This is a genomic window from Actinomadura mexicana (assembly GCF_900188105.1).
Taxonomy (GTDB): domain Bacteria; phylum Actinomycetota; class Actinomycetes; order Streptosporangiales; family Streptosporangiaceae; genus Spirillospora; species Spirillospora mexicana.
In genome coordinates this window covers 82,561-99,354 of the sequence record NZ_FZNP01000011.1, presented here as the reverse complement: position 1 = coordinate 99,354, position 16,794 = coordinate 82,561, and the positions used below count along the sequence as shown (strand labels likewise).

The window sequence follows — 16,794 nt, the reverse complement described above, 5'->3', positions numbered from 1 at the left end:
GGGGCACCCCCTCAGGCGGCGCTCAGGGCGGTGTGCCCAGGCGACGGGACGATCGCGACCGAGCAGGGGGCGTGGTGCAGCAGCGCCGAACTGGTCGCCCCCAGCAGCAGCGGATCCAGGTTTCCGGTGCCGCGGTCGCCGACCACGAGCAGGTCGGCGCCGTCGGCGGCGGTCAGCAGCGTCTCGCGGGGACGCTCCAGCAGCAGCGAGACGTCCACATGGACCTCGGGGTACCGCCGCCGCCAGGGATGGACGACCCGCTCCAGCATCGCGGCCCGCGCCTGGAACAGCCTGGCCTTGTCGGCGAACAGGGGCAGGTCGCTCTCGGGCACGGCGCCCGGCTCCCACGCCCCGTGCACGATGCGCAGGTCGCACTCGCGCAGCGCGGCCTCCTCGATGGCGAAGCCGACCGTCGCGTCCGCGTGCACCGATGCGTCGACGCCGGCCACCACCAGGCCGTGGCCGGCGTCCGCGGCGCGGACGGCGACGACGGGACGGCGGGTCCGCGCCGGGAGCTCCATCGCCGTCGAGCCCGCGGGCAGCCGGTGCCGCTCGGGCGAGCCGACCACGATCAGCTCCGCGTCGTTGGACTCGTCCACCAGCGTGTCGCAGGCGGGCTCCCGCCTCAGCAGCGTGCGCACCTTCCCCCGCGCGCCCAGATCGCGTGCGCGGCGCGCCCCCTTGCGCAGGAGGTTCTCCCCCGCCCGCTGGAGCACCGCCTGCACGCCGGCGTCCACGTGACCGCTCGGGTACGGCCAGTGCCAGCAGTAGCACAGCATCAGGTCGAGCCCGCGCAGCCGCGCGTCCTCCGCCGCCCAGCGCAGCGCGGGCTCGTTCTCCTCGGTCCCGTCATAGCCGAACAAGACGTTCGACCTCTGAGCCCTCGTCAGCGCCGCCATCCGTCCGGCCCCTTCCTCGAACAGAGGTCCCGACTTCAGTTTCGGCCGGTCGGAACCCGCGGGGCAGGGGCCGAAGGTCCCCCCGCGCCGGGTCGTCCGGTACTGCCGGGCTGGGCGGCGCGCCGCGGCTGGAGCCGCGCCCGCCCTCGGCGATCGCTGAGCCGGACCGTTCGAAGGGCCCTGCCCGGACGGGACGGACGGCGCCCGGCGATGTGACCTTGGCCCTCTCCCGCCCGGCGCGGGCGGCGCGGAGCATGGAGTCATGAGGGAGGAAGCCATGAGGAGCGCGGACGGGGCGGCGGGCCTCACCCGGGCGGAGTGCCTGCGCCTCATGCGCACGGCCGCCGTCGGCCGGATCGTCTTCACCGAACAGGCGCTGCCCGCCGTGGCGCCGGTCGGTTTCGTCGTCGACGGCGAGGACGTGGTCATCCCGGTGCCGCGCGGTTCCGGGCTGGTCACCGCGACCCGCGGCGCGATCGTGGCCTTCCAGGCCGACGACCTGGACGCCGCCGGCCGCACCGGATGGTCGGTCACCGTCATCGGACGGGCCCGGATCGTCCGCGACCCCGGAGAACGCGCCCGCGAAGCCCTCCGGTCCTGGACGGCCGGAACGGGGGCGGAGTTCATCCTCGTCTCCTGCCGGCGGGTCACCGGCCAGCGCGTCGGGGCGGTCCCTGCCGGCGACCGCGAGACCGCCGCCTGAACAGCGCCGGGGGCGGTCCTCGCCGCCCGTCCATCGCCCGGCACCCGCCCGACTAGCGCGAAAGGCCCGGCGACTGCCGGGCCCTGGCGATGCGGCGTCCATGTCGGTTCATGTCGGTCTATGTCGGTCCATGTCGGTGTCCGCTCATGGTGCGGGGACGCCTGCGGCGGGGACGACGGCGACCGGGCAGTGCGCATGGTGGAGGAGCCCGTGCGTCACCGCGCGCCTGCGCGGCACGGTCAGCCCCTCGCGCGGGTGCGAGCCGGCGACCACCAGGTCGACCTCGCGGGACGTGGCGACGAGCGCGGCGGCGGGGTTGTCCTGGACGATGTCCTCCACCACCTCCACGCCGGGGAAGCGCTTGCGCATCGGCGCGTGCGCATCGATGACGCGCCACCGGGCCCGCTCCTCGGCGCCGCGGGCGTCGAGGCCCTCTCCGGGCTCGTCCCGCCGCGCCCCGAACGGCCAGGCGTGCACGACGCGGAGCCTGGCCTCCCGCGCCGCGGCGGCCCGGAACGCGTACTCCAGGGCTGCGGAGTCGTCGCCGAGGCCGACGCCCACGGCGATCTCGCGGCGCTCGGCGGCGGGTTCGCCTCGCACCACCACGACCGGGCAGGCGGCGTGGCGGACCGCGCCCAGCCCGACCGAGCCGAGGACCAGGCCCGCGAACCCGCCCAGACCGCGGCAGCCCACCACCAGCTCGAACGCCTCCTCGGAATGGTCGGCCAGCGCCCGGACGGTGCGCGCGGACGCCAGTTCCGCGCGCACCGGCAGCTCCGGGCGCCGGGCGTGCGCGACGCGCTCGGCGGCGGTCAGCACCTCCTCGCCCTCCCGCGACAGCGAGACCACCTCGCCGGGGGCGGTGTTGAGCGGGACGTCGAATCCCCACCGCTCCACCGCGTGCAAGACCTTCAGGGGGCGCCCGTACCGGGCGGCCTCGTCGGCGGCCCAGGCCACGGCCCGGTCGGACGGGACGGAGCCGTCGGCTCCGACGATGATCGGATCGGACATGGTGGACTCCTCTCGCTTGCCCCCGGCGGACGTCCCGCCGGGGCGGCACCGGTCATCGGTCGATGGGCACCACGACCACGGGGCAGTGCGCGGGGTGCCGGACGGCGTGGTCGGCGGCCCAGTCGAGGGCCCGCCAGGCGTGGGCGGAGCCGTCGATGCCAACGATGATCTGGGTCGGCATGGCCCTTCCCCTCCGGCTCTTCCCGCCGGTCGCCCGAATGCCGCGGCGGCCGCGGACGGCCGCACGGGTTCGGCGGGCCGGGCGACCCGGCCGCCGGGGCGCGCCGGCGCGACAGCGCTCGGATGGCGAGCCTCCCTCGTCGGTCCTCAAGGTTCGCTACCAGGGTCGAACGAGGGCGACGGCGGTGGCAGGGCCTAACGTCCCGGGGCGCGGGCCCAACGTCCCGGCGCGTCCGGCGCCGGGGCCCCAAGCCCAGCTGGACCTTCCCCATGGCCTCGGGCAGCGCGTGGAACTGGTGGAGCGGGCGCCGCAGGGCGGGCAGGTCTCCGGCGGCCGCCGTCGCGGCGGCGCGCTCGGCGACGATCGCTCAGCGGCACATCGCGTCGATGAGGTCCGAGAAATGCGGGAACTCCGCCCGCGCGGCGGTCACGATCTCGGTGGGCGAACGGCGCCCCGGGGCGTGGCGTTCGGCGATCGCGCGGAAGGCGTCGTTCGGCTCCCCCGGGGAGGCGGGGTCGTCGAAGGCCTCCGCCGGCCCGAGGCCGGCGGCGAACAGCCAGAGCAGGTCGCCGAGATCGCGCGCGATCACGCCGCGGTCGCCCTCGGAGCCGAGATGGACCACGGGCTGGCCGGCGATTGGAACGCCGGGGCGCACCAGCCAGAACCCGGCGTAGTCGCCGGATCCGGTCGAGCCGAAGAAGCGGAACTCGCCGCCGTCGGCGTCCGGGTTGCCGGTCCAGAGGCGGAACCACCACGCCGTCTTCGCGGGGTCCTCGAAGCGGTCGTACGGTTCGAAGTCGCAGCCGCGCGCCTCGTCGGTCTCCTCGTCCCACTCCCATGCGAAGCCGACCGCGGCCGCCTCGGCGAGGGCGGCGGGCAGCGCGAGGTCCTCAGGCATGTCCGTCACCCCGGCAGATTAGGCGATCCTCGCCGCCCGCGGGGCCGGAGCCGAGGGTCAGCGGGAAGGCGGGGCCGCGCGGCCGGCACGCGCCCGGAACCGCTCCGGGGCCGGGCGCTCGCCCGACGCCGCTTCGGCGATGATCCGGCCGAGGAGCGGTGCGAACTTGGCGCCGTGCCCGGAGCACGGCGAGGCGACCGTGATCCCGCCGGCGCCGTCGACCACGAAGTCCTCGGTGGGGGTGTTGGTGAACAGGCAGGTCGCCTCCGCGTACGGCTCGGGGACGACGCCGGGCAGGGCCCGCCGGACGTAGTCGACGATCCGTTCACGGTTGGCCGGGTCGATCGCACCGGTCTGGGCGGCCGCGCTCCGGATCGGCCGTCCGCCGTTGAACTCGGCCACCTTCTGGCCGCTCCGGCCGTCCGGGAGGGCGGCGTCGCGGCCACCCGGCAGGCCGTAGACCAACCGGTCCGATTCCTTATGGATGAACGTCGGCCACGGTTCCCCTGGGACGTCGCGGTAGGGGAAGTGGTAGGCGTTCTCCTGCATCACCTGGAGTGGCGGGAACGCCGCCAGCAGCGAGTCCGGCAACGCGAGCTCGCCGAGCAGGTCGGGCAGCCAGCCGCCGGCGGCGACGACCACCTTCTCGGCCTGCTCCGCCCGCCCGTCCAAGCCCACCACCCGGTGACCGGTGCCCACCCGCTCGACCGACACCACCGGGCGGCCGGTCTCGACCCGGGCACCTTCGGCCCGCGCCAGCCGGAGCATGGCCCCCACCGCGGCCTCCGCGTCGACCACCCCGGCGGCCGGGTGCCACAGCACGTCGCCCCCGCCGTCGCCGAAGCGGAACTGCGGCCAGCGCGCCGCCGTCTCGGCGGCGGTGAGCAGCTCATGATCGACGCCGAGCCTCGCGAACACCGCGGCCAGCGCCGCCGGGTCCCGGGCCGCCCCGGCGTCCAGGGAGCCCGTGCGGGTGACGAGCCGCTCGCCGGACAGACGCTCCAGCTCCCGCCACTCGCGCCGTGCGTCGACGACCATCTGGACGTAGAACGGGTCGGCGTAGCCGTACCGGAGGATCCGCGCGGATCCGTGGGAGCTGCCCTCGGCGTTGGCCGGCGTGCCGCGCTCCAGCACCATCACCTCGTACCCGCGCCGGGCCAGCTGCCAGGCGGTCGCGGCCCCGACGAGGCCGGCCCCGACGACGACGTACGTGCCCATCGCGATGCCTCCTTCCCGCCTTGTGCAGGTTCATCACCGTAGGGTGGCGCGGTGGACAGCGATAGGTTCGTCGCCGGATTCGACTACCCGATGTTCGTGGTGACCACCGCCGATCCCGGCACCGGGGCGCGGGCGGGCTGCCTGGTCGGTTTCACCACGCAGACCAGCATCGAGCCGTTCAGGTTCCTGGTGTGCCTCTCCCGGCGCAACCGGACCTACCGCACGGCGGAGGCGGCGACGGTCCTCGCCGTGCACGTCCTCGGACGCGGTGAGGACCAGCAGGAGCTGGCGGCCCTCTTCGGAGAGCGGACCGGCGACGAGATCGACAAGTTCGCCCGCTGCTCCTGGCGTCCGGGCCCCGAAGGCGTGCCCCTGCTCAGCGGCGCCCCCCGCCGCATGGTCGGCCGCATCGTGGAGCGCGCCGACCTCGGCGACCACGTCGGGTTCCTCCTGGCCCCGATCGACGTGACGATCGGGGCCGAGGCGGCCCCGCTCACCTTCCGGGGCCTGCCCGACCTGGAACCGGGCCACGAGGCCGGCTGACGGTCCGCTTCTCCAGGCGGCTGCCGCGGGGCAGGGTGACGGCCAGGACGTTGCTCGGCGTGTCCAGCTCCAGGCGGTGCCAGCGTCCGCGCGGGACGATGGCGGCGGTCCCGGCCGTCAGCCTGATCTCCTCCTCCCGCTGCCCAGGTTCCTCCGGACGGAGGTAGAGGCGGATCATCCCGATGAGGCAGGACACGACCTCCTCGGCCTCGGGGTGGACCTCCCAGTGGTCGGCGTGGACGTCGGCGTCGGTCTTCGCGTGGAAGGCCGTCAGCCGCCATCCGTCCCGCTCGGGATCGAGCGCGCGCGGTCCGGCCTGGATCTCGCCGCCGCGGTGGAGGTGGAGGGAGCAGGAGAAGAGATCGATCGGAGTGACGGTCATTCCGGGACGTCCTTTCCGTGGCGGTCTGCTGAGGGCGAGGGGGCACCGCCGGTCAGTCCCGGACGGTCACCAGCTCGCTGCCGTCGGTCTGCTCGCTCTGCGACGGCGACGCGGTCCGGCGCAGCACGGTGAGGGCGATGAGGGCGGCGGCGGCCAGGAGTGCGGCGCCGAGGGAGAGGCCGAGCGCGTAACCGTCGTTGAGGGCCTGGGGTGTGGCGACGCCGTTGGTGCGGTGCTGCGCGGCGGTGCCGAGGGCGGCCAGTCCGAGGGAGGCGCCGATCTGCCGCGAGCTGTTGAGCAGCGCCGAGGCGGTGCCGGTCTCCCGGGCCGCGACGCCGGCGGTGGCGATGGACACGACGGGCGCCAGGCAGAGCCCGAAGCCCACGCTGGCGACGATCGAGGGCCCCAGCACGTCGGTGGCGTAGGCGCCGTCCGCGCTGATCATGCCGAACCAGGTGAACCCCGTCGCCGTGAGCAGCCCGCCGGCGACCAGCAGGGTCCGGGGGGCCAACCGGTAGCCCAGTTTGACGGCCAGGACCGATCCGGCGAGCACTCCCAGCGCGAACGGCAGGAACATGCTGCCGGTCAGCGCCGCTCCGTGGCCGAGGACGCGTTGCAGGTAGAGGGACATGAAGTAGAAGGACGAGGCCATCGCGGCGCCGACCAGGAGGTTGAAGGCGTTGGCTCCGGCCACCGAGCGGTTGGAGAACAGGCCCAGCCTGACCAGCGGGTCGCGGGCGGTGGTCCGCTCCAGGTGGAGGAACGCGGCCAGCAGCGCGGCGGCGACGGCCAGGGTCGTCAGGGTGACGGGCGAGGTCCATCCGTGCCGGTCGGTGCGCACGATCCCGAACACCAGCAGGCTCATGCCCGCGGTGGCCAGGACGGCGCCGAGGACGTCCGGGCGCCCGCTGCGGTCCGGGGGCGGACCGGCGGCGACCCCGCGCCAGGCCAGTGCCAGCGCGCCCGCGGCCATCGGCACGTTCACCAGCATCACCCAGCGCCAGCCGGCGTACTCGGTGAGCACGCCGCCGATCAGGACGCCGAGCGCGCCTCCGGCGGCGTTCGCCGCGCTCCAGATCCCGAAGGCCCGGACCCGCTCCCGGCCCGAGGGGAACGTCGCGGTCAGCAGCGCCAGCGCGGCCGGCGCCAGTGCCGCCGCGCCGACGCCCTGGGCGGCGCGGGCGGCGACGAGATGGCCCGGTTCCTGGGCCAGCCCGCCGGCGAGGGACGCCAGGCCGAACAGGCCGAGCCCGAGCAGGAGGACGGGTCTGCGGCCGTACCGGTCGGCGGCCTTGCCGCCCAGCAGGAGCAACCCGCCGAAGGAGAGCGCATAGGCGTGGATCACCCAGGTCAGGCCGACCGCGCCGAACCCGAGGCCGGCGGCGATCTGCGGGAGCCCGACGTTCACCACCGACAGGTCCAGCGACACCATGAACTGCACGACGGCCACCGCGGCGAGCGTGAGCCCGGGGCGGATCCCGCCCTTGTCTTCGATCGAGTGCATGCCTGACATCGTGGTCTTCGAGGAGGTCAGCGCACATCGCACGGGAGATGGCCTTTTGTCCTGACGCCCGGGGCGTACGATCGGTGCCACTACACCGCAGGATGGAGAAATTTCTCCGCCGTTCCGCCGAGGCATCTCGGCGGAAACAGCCCTAATCTGCACGAATGAGCTCCATGAACCGGTGGCGGCCGGTCGCTCAGGACGGCCTGCTCGCCGTGGCGATGGCCCTCTTCCTGTCGGTCGTCGTGGCCATCACCCCGCACGCGGGCGCGCTCGACCTCGCCGCCGCCCTGGCCGGCTCCCTCGCGCTCGTCGCCTGGCGGCGGGCGCCCCTGGTGACACTGGTCGTCAGCGCGGGCTGCATGCTCGCGCTCGCCGCGCACGTCCGGCCGGGCCCCGCCGCCGCCTTCCCCGTCATCGTGGCCGTGTTCGCCGCGTTCAGGGCGGGCCACCGGCTCGCCACGGCGCTGGTGGGCGCGGCCTTCCTGGGCGCCGGCCTGATGGTGCGGCTGCCCAGCGCCGACGGGTCCCTGCGCGATCTCCAGAGCCTCTCGCTGCTGGTCGGATGGTTCGTGGCGGCGGGCGTGACGGCGACGGTGACCCGGCACAGGCAGGCCTACCTCGAAGAGGCCGAGCGGAGGGCCGCCGAGGCCGAGCGCACCCGCGAGGAGGCGGCCCTGCGCCGCGCCGGCGAGGAGCGCCTGCGCATCGCCAGGGAGCTGCACGACTCCCTCACGCACAGCATCTCGATCATCAAGGTCCAGGCGGGGGTGGCCGTCCACCTGGCGCGCAGGCGCGGCGAGGACGTGCCGCCCGCCCTGCTCGCGATCCAGGAGGCCAGCGGCGACGCCATGCGCGAGCTGCGCGCCACCCTGGAGGTGCTGCGCGACGCAGGCGACTCCGACGGCGAGTCCCTCGCCAGCGGCCTCGACCGGCTCGACGACCTGGTGGAGCGGGCCCGCTCGATCGGGCTGCCGGCCACGATGGCGATCTCCGGCACCCGGCGCGACCTGCCCGCCGAAGTGGACCGGGCCGCGTACCGGATCGTCCAGGAGGCGCTCACGAACGTCTCCAGGCACGCGGGCGGCGCGGCCGCGGCGGTGCGCGTCGAGTACGCGGGCGAGGAACTGGTCGTGCAGGTCGACGACGACGGCGGGGCCGACCCGGACACGCCGCCCGTGCCCGGCACGGGCCTGCTCGGCATGCGCGAGCGCGTCGCCGCGCTCGGCGGGCGGCTGCGGGCCGGGCCCCGGCCCGAAGGAGGCTTCACCGTGCGCGCCGAGCTTCCCCTGGGAGATCGCTCGTGATCCGGGTGCTGCTCGTGGACGACCAGGCGCTCATCCGCGGCGGCTTCCGGGCCCTGCTGGAGATCGAGGACGACATCGAGGTGGTGGCCGAGGCCGCGAACGGCGAGCGGGGCGTCGCGCTCGCCGCCGAGCACCGGCCCGACGTCGCCCTCGTCGACGTCCAGATGCCGGTGATGGACGGCATCGAGGCGACCCGGCTGATCGCTGCCGACCCCCGCCTGGCCGGGGTCCACGTCGTGATCCTCACCAACTACGGCCTCGACGAGTACGTCTTCAACGCGCTGCGCGCCGGCGCCTGCGGGTTCATGGTCAAGGACACCGAGCCCGAGGACCTGGTGCAGGGCGTCCGGGTCGCGGCCCGCGGCGACGCGCTGCTGTCCCCCGCGATCACCCGCCGCCTGATCGGCGAGTACGTCGCGCGCCGCCCCGAGCCCGCCCCCGAAGGGCTCGACATGCTCACCAGGAGGGAGCGCGAGGTCACCCTGCTGGTGGCTCGGGGCCTGTCCAACGACGAGATCGCCGCCCATATGGTGATCAGCCCGGCCACCGTGAAGACGCACGTCAGCAGGGTGCTGGCCAAGCTGCACGTCAGGGACCGCGCCCAGCTCGTCGTGTTCGCCTACGAGTCCGGCCTCGTCAGCCCGCGGCGCGGCTGACCCCGCCCGGCGGCCTCATTCCCCGCGCAGGGACCTGACGGCCTCTTCGGCGGTGGGGTGGAAGACGAAGACCTGGTCGAGTCCGGTGATCTCGAAGACCCGGGTGAGGTCGGGGTTCAGCCCGGCGAGCACGATCCTGCTCTGGGCCGCCTGCGCCCGGCGGTAGCCGGCGATGAGCACGGTGATGCCGGTGGAGTCGCAGTAGTTCAGGTCCGTCACGTCGAGCACGGCGCCGCCGCCCGAGGCCAGCGGCAGGGCCTCCAGGGCCTCCCGCAGGCGGGGCGCCGTGTGGTAGTCGAGGTCTCCCGCGACGCGCAGGACGGGGACCTCCGCCCCCGCGGACGGGAGGTTGACGGTGAAGGTGTGGTCGGTCACCGAAGAGGCTCCTGTCCGGACGGTTCGAGACGGCAGGGCACGGAGAGAGCCAGCAGCGCCGTGTCGTCGCTGACTCCCGCGCCCAGTTCCGTGAGCAGTTTATGGACGTTCGCCAGCAGATTATCCGCTCCATCAGAGGGCGTGCTGGTCAGACGGGCGATGAGGCCCTCGTCGCCGAGCATCGCCCCGTCCGGGGCGCGGGCCTCGGTGAGGCCGTCGGTGTACATCAGGAGGGCGTCGCCGGGGGCGAGGCGCACGTCCGCCTGCGCGAAGCGCGGTTCGGGCAGTATCCCGATGAGCTGCCCGCCCGGTATCTCGACGGTTTCGACCGTGCCGTCCGCGCGGACCGCCAGGGCGGGCGGATGGCCGCCCCCGGCCAGCGTGACGGCGAAGGAGCCGTCCGGTTCGGAGGCGAGGACTCCGAACAGCGCGGTGCAGTAGCGGGGGTCGCTCTGGTACTCCCCCTTGAGGACGGCGTCGAGGTTGCCGAGCGCGGCGCAGGGGTCGGGCGCGTATACGGCGGCGGCGCGCAGGGTGTAGCGGGTGAGGGAGGTCAGGGCGGCGGCCTCGGCGCCCTTGCCGCACACGTCGCCGAGGAAGAACGCCCAGCGGCCGTCGTCCAGGGGGAACAGGTCGTAGAAGTCGCCGCCGACCTCGTCCTCGGAGACCGGGTGGTACGCGGCGGCGGCGTCGAGGCCGGGCACCTCGGGCAGGGCGGGCGGCAGAAGGGTGCGCTGCAGGGTGCGCACCAGGCGCTCGGCTCTGGTGCGCATGGTCCGCTCGGCCGTGATGGCGCAGATCGACGACAGCCGCCGTTCCAGCTCCTGGGCGACCAGGGCCGCGAGGTCGCCCAGGATGGCCAGTTGCCCCTCGGACGCGTCGCGGGGGCGGGTGTCCAGCACGTTGACGGTGCCGAGGCGGTGGCCGTCCGCGGTGGTGATGGGGGCGGCCGCGTAGAAGCGCACCCCCATCTCGCCGTGGACGAGCGGGTTGGCGGCCGTCCTCGGGTCGGTGAGCGCGTCCGTGACGACATAGGGGGTGTCGTGCAGGATGGCGGAGGCGCACAGTCCGGGGTCGCGGTCGATCTGCGACACCGCGTGCAGGCCGTGGGCCGCCTTGAACCAGATACGGTCGCTGTCCACGATGGCCACCGTGGCGATCGGCGCGTCGCAGCTGCGAGCGGCGAGGGAGGCGATGGTGTCGAACGTGCCGTCGGGCGGGGTGTCGAGTATCCGGTAGCGGCGGACGGCCGCGAGCCGCTCCCGTTCTGCGGCGGGGGCGGACACGGGTACGAGGTGGCGGGCAGGCTCCGTCACCGTCACCTCCTCTGGTCGGGACCGGGCGGCGGCAGTCCCGCCAGAAAAAGGGCTTTACCCTCTTTGTACTGCTTATCACTTCAGTCATGACCTGGACGGCCCGCGGTGCGGGGGGAGGCGGGACGCCACGGGCCGCGCGGCGCGACGGGCGTCCAGGGCCGGAGAAATGGTTGTTGCCTCCGCGTTTTCCGGGGTAAAGGCTTGGCCATCCGCGTGCGGGCGCGTGCGAGGTCCGGGGGACGCGGTTGGTGATCACCTGAGTGAAAGAGGGGTGTGGTGGCGCTTTCGGAGGACGCCGGGCGTCCTGAGGAGGCCGGACGCGAGCCGCGGGCGGGGGCCGGCCTGTTCTCCGGCGACGGGGAGATCGGCCCGGATCTCGCCGCGGTCGACTGGGCGGCGACGCCGCTCGGGACCCCGGACGGCTGGCCGCAGAGCCTGCGGACGGCGGTCGACATCCTGCTGTCGTCCAGGTTCTCGATGTGGATGGCCTGGGGGCCCGAGCTGACGTTCTTCTGCAACGCCGCCTACCGACGCGACACCCTCGGGCGAAAGTACCCGTGGGCGCTGGGCCGGCCGGCCGGCGAGGTGTGGAGCGAGATCTGGGACGACATCGGGCCGAGGATCGACACGGTGCTCAGCACGGGGAAGGCGACCTGGGACGAGGCGCTGCTTCTGTTCCTCGAACGATCGGGATATCCCGAGGAGACCTACCACACCTTCTCCTACAGCCCGCTGCGCGACGACACCGGCGACGTGGTCGGCATGCTCTGCGTGGTCAACGAGGAGACCGAACGGGTCATCGGCGAGCGGCGGATGGCGACCCTGCGGGAGCTGGGGTCCGACCCCAGCGTGATCCGGACGGAGGAGGAGACGCTCGCCTTCGCCGACCGGCAACTCGACCGCAACCGGAAGGATCTTCCTTTCACGCTGACCTACCTGTTCGAGGACGGCCGGACGGCACGGCTCGCGGGAGCGACCGGGGTCTCCCGCGACCATCCGGCCGCGCCCGCCGAGCTGGCTGTGGACGAACCACACGAAGTCTGGCCCGCAGCGGCACTTGCGCGGGGAGAATCGGTGCTGATGCAGCTCGATGATCCTCAGTTCGGGGTCCTGCCCTCCGGGGACTGGCCCCAGCCGGCGGCCCAGGCGCTGGCGGTGCCGCTGCTGCGGCAGGGCCGCGCGCCGTACGGGTTCCTGGTGGCCGCCCTGAACCCGTACCGCCAGCTGGACGAGGCCTACCGCGGCTTCGTGGAACTGACCGCCGGGCACATCGCGGCGGGGATCGGCAGCGCCCGCAGTTACCAGGCCCAGCGGCGGCGCGCCGAGGAGCTCGCCGAGCTCGACCGCGCCAAGACGACGTTCTTCTCCAACATCAGCCACGAGTTCCGCACCCCGCTGACCCTGATCATGGGTCCGGTGCAGGAGCTGCGCGCCCGCCTGGACGACACCGACGAGCAGGCGCGGCAGGAGCTGGACGTCATCCACCGCAACGGGCTGCGCCTCGGCAGGCTCGTCAACTCCCTGCTGGACTTCTCCCGCATCGAGGCCGGCCGGATGCAGGCGCGCTACGAGCCGGTCGACCTGCCCGAGGTCACCGCCGAGCTGGCCAGCGTCTTCCGTTCCGCCGTGGACAGGGCGGGCCTGGAGTTCGACGTCGAGTGCGACCCGCTCCCCGAGCCGGTGTACGTCGACCGCGACATGTGGGAGAAGGTGGTCCTGAACCTGCTCAGCAACGCGCTGAAGTTCACCTTCGACGGGGCGATCCACGTCCGGGTGGGGGTCGAGGACGGGCTGGCGCAGGTGACGGTGGCCGACACCGGGGTCGGGGTCGCCGAGGACGAGCTGCCACGGCTGTTCGAGCGCTTCCACCGGGTCGAGAACACCCGGGCCCGCTCCAACGAGGGCAGCGGCATCGGTCTGGCCCTGGTCAAGGAGCTCGTCGGCCTGCACGGCGGGACCATCACCGCCACCAGCAGCGAGGGCGAGGGCACCCGCTTCACCGTCCGGCTGCCGTTCGGGGCCGACCACCTGCCCGCCGGCGCGGTCGCCCCGGCGCGCCCCTCCACGGCGGCGTCGGTCACCGCCGACCCCTACGTCCAGGAGGCGCTGCGCTGGCTCCCCGCCGAGCATCCCGGCGGCGGGGACCCGAACTCGACCGACCCGACGCCGGCCGGGCCGGTCGCGGCGCTCGCGCCCGAGGCGCCGGCGCGGGTGCTGGTCGCCGACGACAACGCCGACATGCGCGAGTACCTCACCCGGCTGCTGCGCGGCGCCGGCTACGAGGTCGACGCCGTCGGCGACGGCCGGGCCGCCCTCGACGCGGTCCGCGAGACCGCGGTCGACATGGTGGTCAGCGACGTGATGATGCCGTACGTGGACGGGCTGGAGCTGGTCGCCGCGCTGCGCGGCGACCCGCGCACCGCCGCCCTGCCGGTGCTGCTGCTGTCGGCCCGCGCGGGGCAGGAGGCCTCGATCGAGGGTTTGCGGGCGGGCGCCGACGACTACCTGCTCAAGCCCTTCGCCGCCGCCGAGCTCCTGGCCCGCGTGCGGGCCAACGTGGAGCTGGCCCGGCTGCGCGGGCACCACGCCCGGTGGCGCAGCGCGCTGGTCGACTCCCTGCAGGAGGCGTTCTTCGTCTGCGACGAGGACGGCGCCGTCATCGAGTTCAACACGGCCTTCACCGACATCCTCGGCTACGGTCCCGCCGGGCTCCCCTACCCCCCGCGGCCTCCCTGGTGGCCGGACGGGAGGACCGACCTCGAAGCGCACCGGGAGGTCGCCAAAGCCTTCGGCGGCATGCTGGGGAGGGAGCGCGGCACCTTCGACGTACCCGTCAGGCACCGCGACGGCCACCGGGTCTGGGTCAGCGTCGCCTTCAACCACGTCCACGACCCCGAGACCGGGCGCCGGGTCATCGTCGGCACCTTCCGGGACATCACCGCCGACCACTACGCCATCCAGCGCGAGAGCGCCCTCGCGGCCCTCAGCATGCGCCTCACCGAGGCCGTGAACCTGCGCGACACCCTGGCCGGCGCACTGGAGGAGCTGCGGGACCTCTGGTACGCCGAGCGGGTGCTGGCGGCCGTCTTCGACGGCGGACCGCCCGCGCTGACCTCCACCGAGCCGGGGCTGACCTGGCAGGACCTGCCCGAGGAGCGCCGCCGGGACCTGGCGGCGCTGCGCGAGCACCCGACCCTCACCCCCGTCGCCGAGCACCCAGCCGCGATCACGCTCGAACACCCCCACGGCATCCTCGTCCTCTGGATCGACCTGAACGAGCGGCGACCCTTCACCGACCAGGACCGGCTGCTGCTGTCCCTGCTCGCCGGACGCCTCGCCCAGGGGCTGTCCCGCGCCAACCTCATCGACCAGCAGCGCGAGACGGCCCTCGCCCTGCAGCGCTCCATCCTCGGCCCGTCCGAGCTGCCCGTCGGGTTCGCCGTCCGGTACGAGCCCGCGGCGCGGCCGCTGGAGGTCGGCGGCGACTGGTACGACATCTTCGCTCTCCCCGACGGCCGCATCGGCATCATCGTGGGCGACTGCGTCGGCCGCGGACTGGAGGCGGCCACCGTCATGGGCCAGCTGCGCAGTGCCTGCCGGGCCCTCCTGCTCCAGGACGCCGGCCCCGCGCGGACCCTCACGGCCCTCGACCGCTTCGCCGCCGGCATTCCCGGAGCCCGGTGCTCCACCGTCTTCTGCGGCGTCCTGAACCCCGCGACCGGCGACCTCACCTACTCGAGCGCCGGGCACCCGCCCGCCATCCTCGCCGGACCCGACGGCACCACCCGGCTGCTGGAAGGCGGCAGGTCCGTCCCGATCGCCGTCGGCTCGCCCCGGCCCCGGCCCGACGCCGCGGCCGTCGTCCCCGCCCGGGGCACCGTGCTGCTGTACACCGACGGCCTCGTCGAACGCCGCCGCCGCTCCCTGCACGAGGGCATCGAGCGGGTCGGCCACGCCGTCCAGGACGGCGGCAAGCGGGGAGTGGACGAGCTCGCCACCCACATCATGACGAGCCTGGCCCCGCCGGACGGCTACGACGACGACGTCGCGCTGATGCTGTACCGGCATCCCGCGCCGCTGGACGTGAGCTTCCCCGCCGAGTCCTCGCAACTCGCCCCGCTCCGGGAGGCGCTGCGCGGCTGGCTCGCCCAGTGCCAGCTCCCCCGCCGCACCGCCCAGGGCGTGCTGGTGGCCGCCGGCGAGGCCTGCGCGAACGCCGTCGAGCACGGCCGGCCCGCCGCCGGCGTGCACACCGTCCGGCTGCGGGCCGAGGCCTTCGTCGACCAGGTGCACCTGACCATCGCCGACACCGGCCGGTGGAAGCCGCCCCGCGCCGGCGCCGACCACAACCGCGGGCGCGGCACCGGGCTGATGCGCGCGCTGATGAACAAGCTCACGATCACGCCCGGACCGGACGGCACCACCGTTCACATGCACACCAGGATTGGCTCATGAGCACACCCCTGACCCTCACGACCGCCCGGCGCCCGGACGGGAGGGCGCTCGTGACGGCCGTCGGCGAGATCGACATGAGCAACAGCGGGAACCTCGCCGCCGCACTGGACACCGCGCACGGGGACGCGGGCAAAGTCGTCCTGGACCTCAGCGCGGTCGAGTACCTTGATAGCGCGGGCCTGAGCGTCCTGTTCGACCATGCGGACCATCTCGAACTGGTCGCTCCGCCGCTCCTGGAACCGGTGCTGACCCTCTCCGGGTTCCCGGAGCTGGCCACCGTCCACCTCACCCCGCCCGACGCCGCACCGCGCAGGACCGAGCACAACTGACGTCCACGGCGCACCGGCGGCGCCGGGCCCCGACCCACAGGAAGCGGAACGACGTGGAGGCAACGCCATGGCCGAGGTGACCGGCCACGCGCGGGACGGCTGGACAGTGATCACGATGACCGGGGATCTGGCACTGGACACCGCGCAGCAGGTCGAGCAGCGGATGCGCCGGCTGCGCAGCGAGCACGGCGAGCACCTGGTCCTCGACCTGAGCGGCCTGCGGTACCTGGACTCGGTGGGCCTCAGCCTGCTGATGCGGTTCTACCTGGCGGCCGAGGGGCGCGGCGGCAGCGCCGTGCTGGCCGGCCCGCTGCAGGACGCGGTGCGCCGCGTCCTGCAGATCACGCACGTCGACGAGCGCCTGACCATCCATCCGACCCTCGACGCCGCGCTGGCCGGGTCGCCGCCGCCGGGCGCCGGGCCGCGGGACGGCTGAGTCCGCGACTCGGACGCCGGGAACGGCCATGCACCAAGGTCGTTACAGGAAATACTATTCCTCAAAGAATGCTCGTATGATGACGCTCTGAGCACGGCCTCCTCCCACCCGGCGGCGGACCCCGCCGACCGGCGGTCACCGCGCCCCCGCGGCGGGGAAGGCGGACGCGGGAAGGCGAGGCGGGCGGATGGAGAGCGCACCGAGACGGCGCGACGACAAGCCGTGGAAGTTCCTGACCAACCACGCGCGGGTTCTGATCGTCATCGCGCGCGACCCCGACCTGCGGGTCCGCGACGTCGCCCAGGACACCGGGATCACCGAGCGCGCGGCCCAGCTGATCATCACGGATCTGGAGGAGGCGGGCTACCTCACCCGCACCCGGATCGGACGCCGCAACCGCTACACCGTCAACGCCGACCGCCCCTTCCGGCACCCCGCCGAAGCCGACCACGACGTCCAGGCCCTCATCGAACTGTTCGCAGGTCGTGACGCACCGCCCGGCCCGGCCCGGTCTGCGCCCGGCGCCACCGGCGCTCCCGCGCCGGCGCGGGGCCGGTAGAAGGTGCGGCGCGGCGGGAGAG

The 16,794-nt window shown here is 74.2% G+C and carries 17 protein-coding genes; 8 read left to right on the top strand and 9 right to left on the bottom strand.

The genetic code is table 11. The annotated features are described in order from the left end of the window. Positions 1–11: 11 nt before the first annotated feature. Positions 12–863 carry a universal stress protein gene (locus CHC11_RS26910; RefSeq protein ID WP_245919821.1) on the bottom strand — a complete coding sequence of 284 codons (852 nt, stop codon included), beginning with the start codon at positions 861–863 and terminating at the stop codon, positions 12–14. Between the two features lie 313 nt (positions 864–1,176). On the opposite strand from CHC11_RS26910, the gene CHC11_RS26905 reads away from it, so the two are divergent. Next, positions 1,177–1,602, top strand: a complete 426-nt coding sequence (locus tag CHC11_RS26905; RefSeq protein WP_089314614.1) for a pyridoxamine 5'-phosphate oxidase family protein — start codon at positions 1,177–1,179, stop codon at positions 1,600–1,602. A 144-nt stretch (positions 1,603–1,746) separates the two neighbouring features. Here the strand turns inward: CHC11_RS26905 and CHC11_RS26900 are convergent, their stop codons facing one another. The 4 genes from CHC11_RS26900 to CHC11_RS26890 form a co-directional block, all read right to left on the bottom strand. After that, positions 1,747–2,613: a universal stress protein gene (locus tag CHC11_RS26900; RefSeq protein WP_089314613.1), complete on the bottom strand. Its 867-nt coding sequence runs from the start codon at positions 2,611–2,613 to the stop codon at positions 1,747–1,749. A 52-nt stretch (positions 2,614–2,665) separates the two neighbouring features. Beyond that, complete coding sequence (locus CHC11_RS43555) at positions 2,666–2,794, bottom strand: adenine nucleotide alpha hydrolase family protein (RefSeq protein ID WP_281258372.1); 129 nt, start codon at positions 2,792–2,794, stop codon at positions 2,666–2,668. Positions 2,795–3,161: 367 nt separating this feature from the next. Beyond that, positions 3,162–3,692, bottom strand: a complete 531-nt coding sequence (locus CHC11_RS26895; protein ID WP_089314764.1) for a hypothetical protein — start codon at positions 3,690–3,692, stop codon at positions 3,162–3,164. 57 nt (positions 3,693–3,749) lie between these two features. Beyond that, entirely contained in the window at positions 3,750–4,910 is a 1,161-nt protein-coding gene (locus CHC11_RS26890; RefSeq protein WP_089314612.1) for an FAD-dependent oxidoreductase, read from the bottom strand. A 51-nt stretch (positions 4,911–4,961) separates the two neighbouring features. Here CHC11_RS26890 and CHC11_RS26885 point away from each other — a divergent pair, with 51 nt between their 5' ends. Continuing rightward, on the top strand, positions 4,962–5,453 hold the full coding sequence (locus CHC11_RS26885) for a flavin reductase family protein (RefSeq protein WP_218826266.1): 492 nt from the start codon (positions 4,962–4,964) through the stop codon (positions 5,451–5,453). On the opposite strand, the gene CHC11_RS26880 is transcribed toward CHC11_RS26885, so the two are convergent. Both CHC11_RS26880 and CHC11_RS26875 read right to left on the bottom strand, forming a co-directional pair. Next, positions 5,404–5,835 carry a cupin gene (locus tag CHC11_RS26880; RefSeq protein WP_089314611.1) on the bottom strand — a complete coding sequence of 144 codons (432 nt, stop codon included), beginning with the start codon at positions 5,833–5,835 and terminating at the stop codon, positions 5,404–5,406. The two genes, CHC11_RS26885 and CHC11_RS26880, sit on opposite strands and share 50 nt — an antisense overlap. A 52-nt stretch (positions 5,836–5,887) precedes the next feature. After that, the gene (locus CHC11_RS26875) at positions 5,888–7,339 is read right to left on the bottom strand and encodes an MFS transporter (RefSeq protein ID WP_089314610.1); all 1,452 of its coding nucleotides are present in this window, start codon (positions 7,337–7,339) and stop codon (positions 5,888–5,890) included. A 164-nt stretch (positions 7,340–7,503) separates the two neighbouring features. Here CHC11_RS26875 and CHC11_RS26870 point away from each other — a divergent pair, with 164 nt between their 5' ends. After that, positions 7,504–8,646: a sensor histidine kinase gene (locus tag CHC11_RS26870; protein ID WP_089314609.1), complete on the top strand. Its 1,143-nt coding sequence runs from the start codon at positions 7,504–7,506 to the stop codon at positions 8,644–8,646. Next, the gene (locus tag CHC11_RS26865) at positions 8,643–9,302 is read left to right on the top strand and encodes a response regulator (RefSeq protein ID WP_089314608.1); all 660 of its coding nucleotides are present in this window, start codon (positions 8,643–8,645) and stop codon (positions 9,300–9,302) included. Before CHC11_RS26870 ends, CHC11_RS26865 begins: the two co-directional genes overlap by 4 nt. Before the next feature lie 15 nt (positions 9,303–9,317). Here the strand turns inward: CHC11_RS26865 and CHC11_RS26860 are convergent, their stop codons facing one another. Together CHC11_RS26860 and CHC11_RS26855 are read right to left on the bottom strand one after the other, a co-directional pair. Beyond that, the gene (locus CHC11_RS26860; RefSeq protein ID WP_089314607.1) at positions 9,318–9,677 is read right to left on the bottom strand and encodes an STAS domain-containing protein; all 360 of its coding nucleotides are present in this window, start codon (positions 9,675–9,677) and stop codon (positions 9,318–9,320) included. After that, positions 9,674–10,993, bottom strand: coding sequence for a PP2C family protein-serine/threonine phosphatase (locus tag CHC11_RS26855; protein ID WP_089314606.1), 1,320 nt, complete (start codon positions 10,991–10,993; stop codon positions 9,674–9,676). The genes CHC11_RS26860 and CHC11_RS26855 overlap by 4 nt, the downstream gene beginning before the upstream one ends. A 276-nt stretch (positions 10,994–11,269) precedes the next feature. Here CHC11_RS26855 and CHC11_RS26850 point away from each other — a divergent pair, with 276 nt between their 5' ends. The 4 genes from CHC11_RS26850 (at position 11,270) to CHC11_RS26835 (ending at position 16,772) form a co-directional block, all read left to right on the top strand. Then, entirely contained in the window at positions 11,270–15,448 is a 4,179-nt protein-coding gene (locus CHC11_RS26850) for a SpoIIE family protein phosphatase (RefSeq protein WP_218826264.1), read from the top strand. After that, positions 15,445–15,777, top strand: a complete 333-nt coding sequence (locus CHC11_RS26845) for an STAS domain-containing protein (protein ID WP_089314605.1) — start codon at positions 15,445–15,447, stop codon at positions 15,775–15,777. The genes CHC11_RS26850 and CHC11_RS26845 overlap by 4 nt, the downstream gene beginning before the upstream one ends. Before the next feature lie 67 nt (positions 15,778–15,844). Beyond that, positions 15,845–16,213, top strand: coding sequence for an STAS domain-containing protein (locus CHC11_RS26840; RefSeq protein WP_089314604.1), 369 nt, complete (start codon positions 15,845–15,847; stop codon positions 16,211–16,213). A 187-nt stretch (positions 16,214–16,400) separates the two neighbouring features. Beyond that, a complete protein-coding gene (locus CHC11_RS26835) occupies positions 16,401–16,772 on the top strand; it encodes a helix-turn-helix transcriptional regulator (protein WP_143227332.1) in 372 nt (123 codons plus the stop codon). Positions 16,773–16,794: the final 22 nt, after the last annotated feature.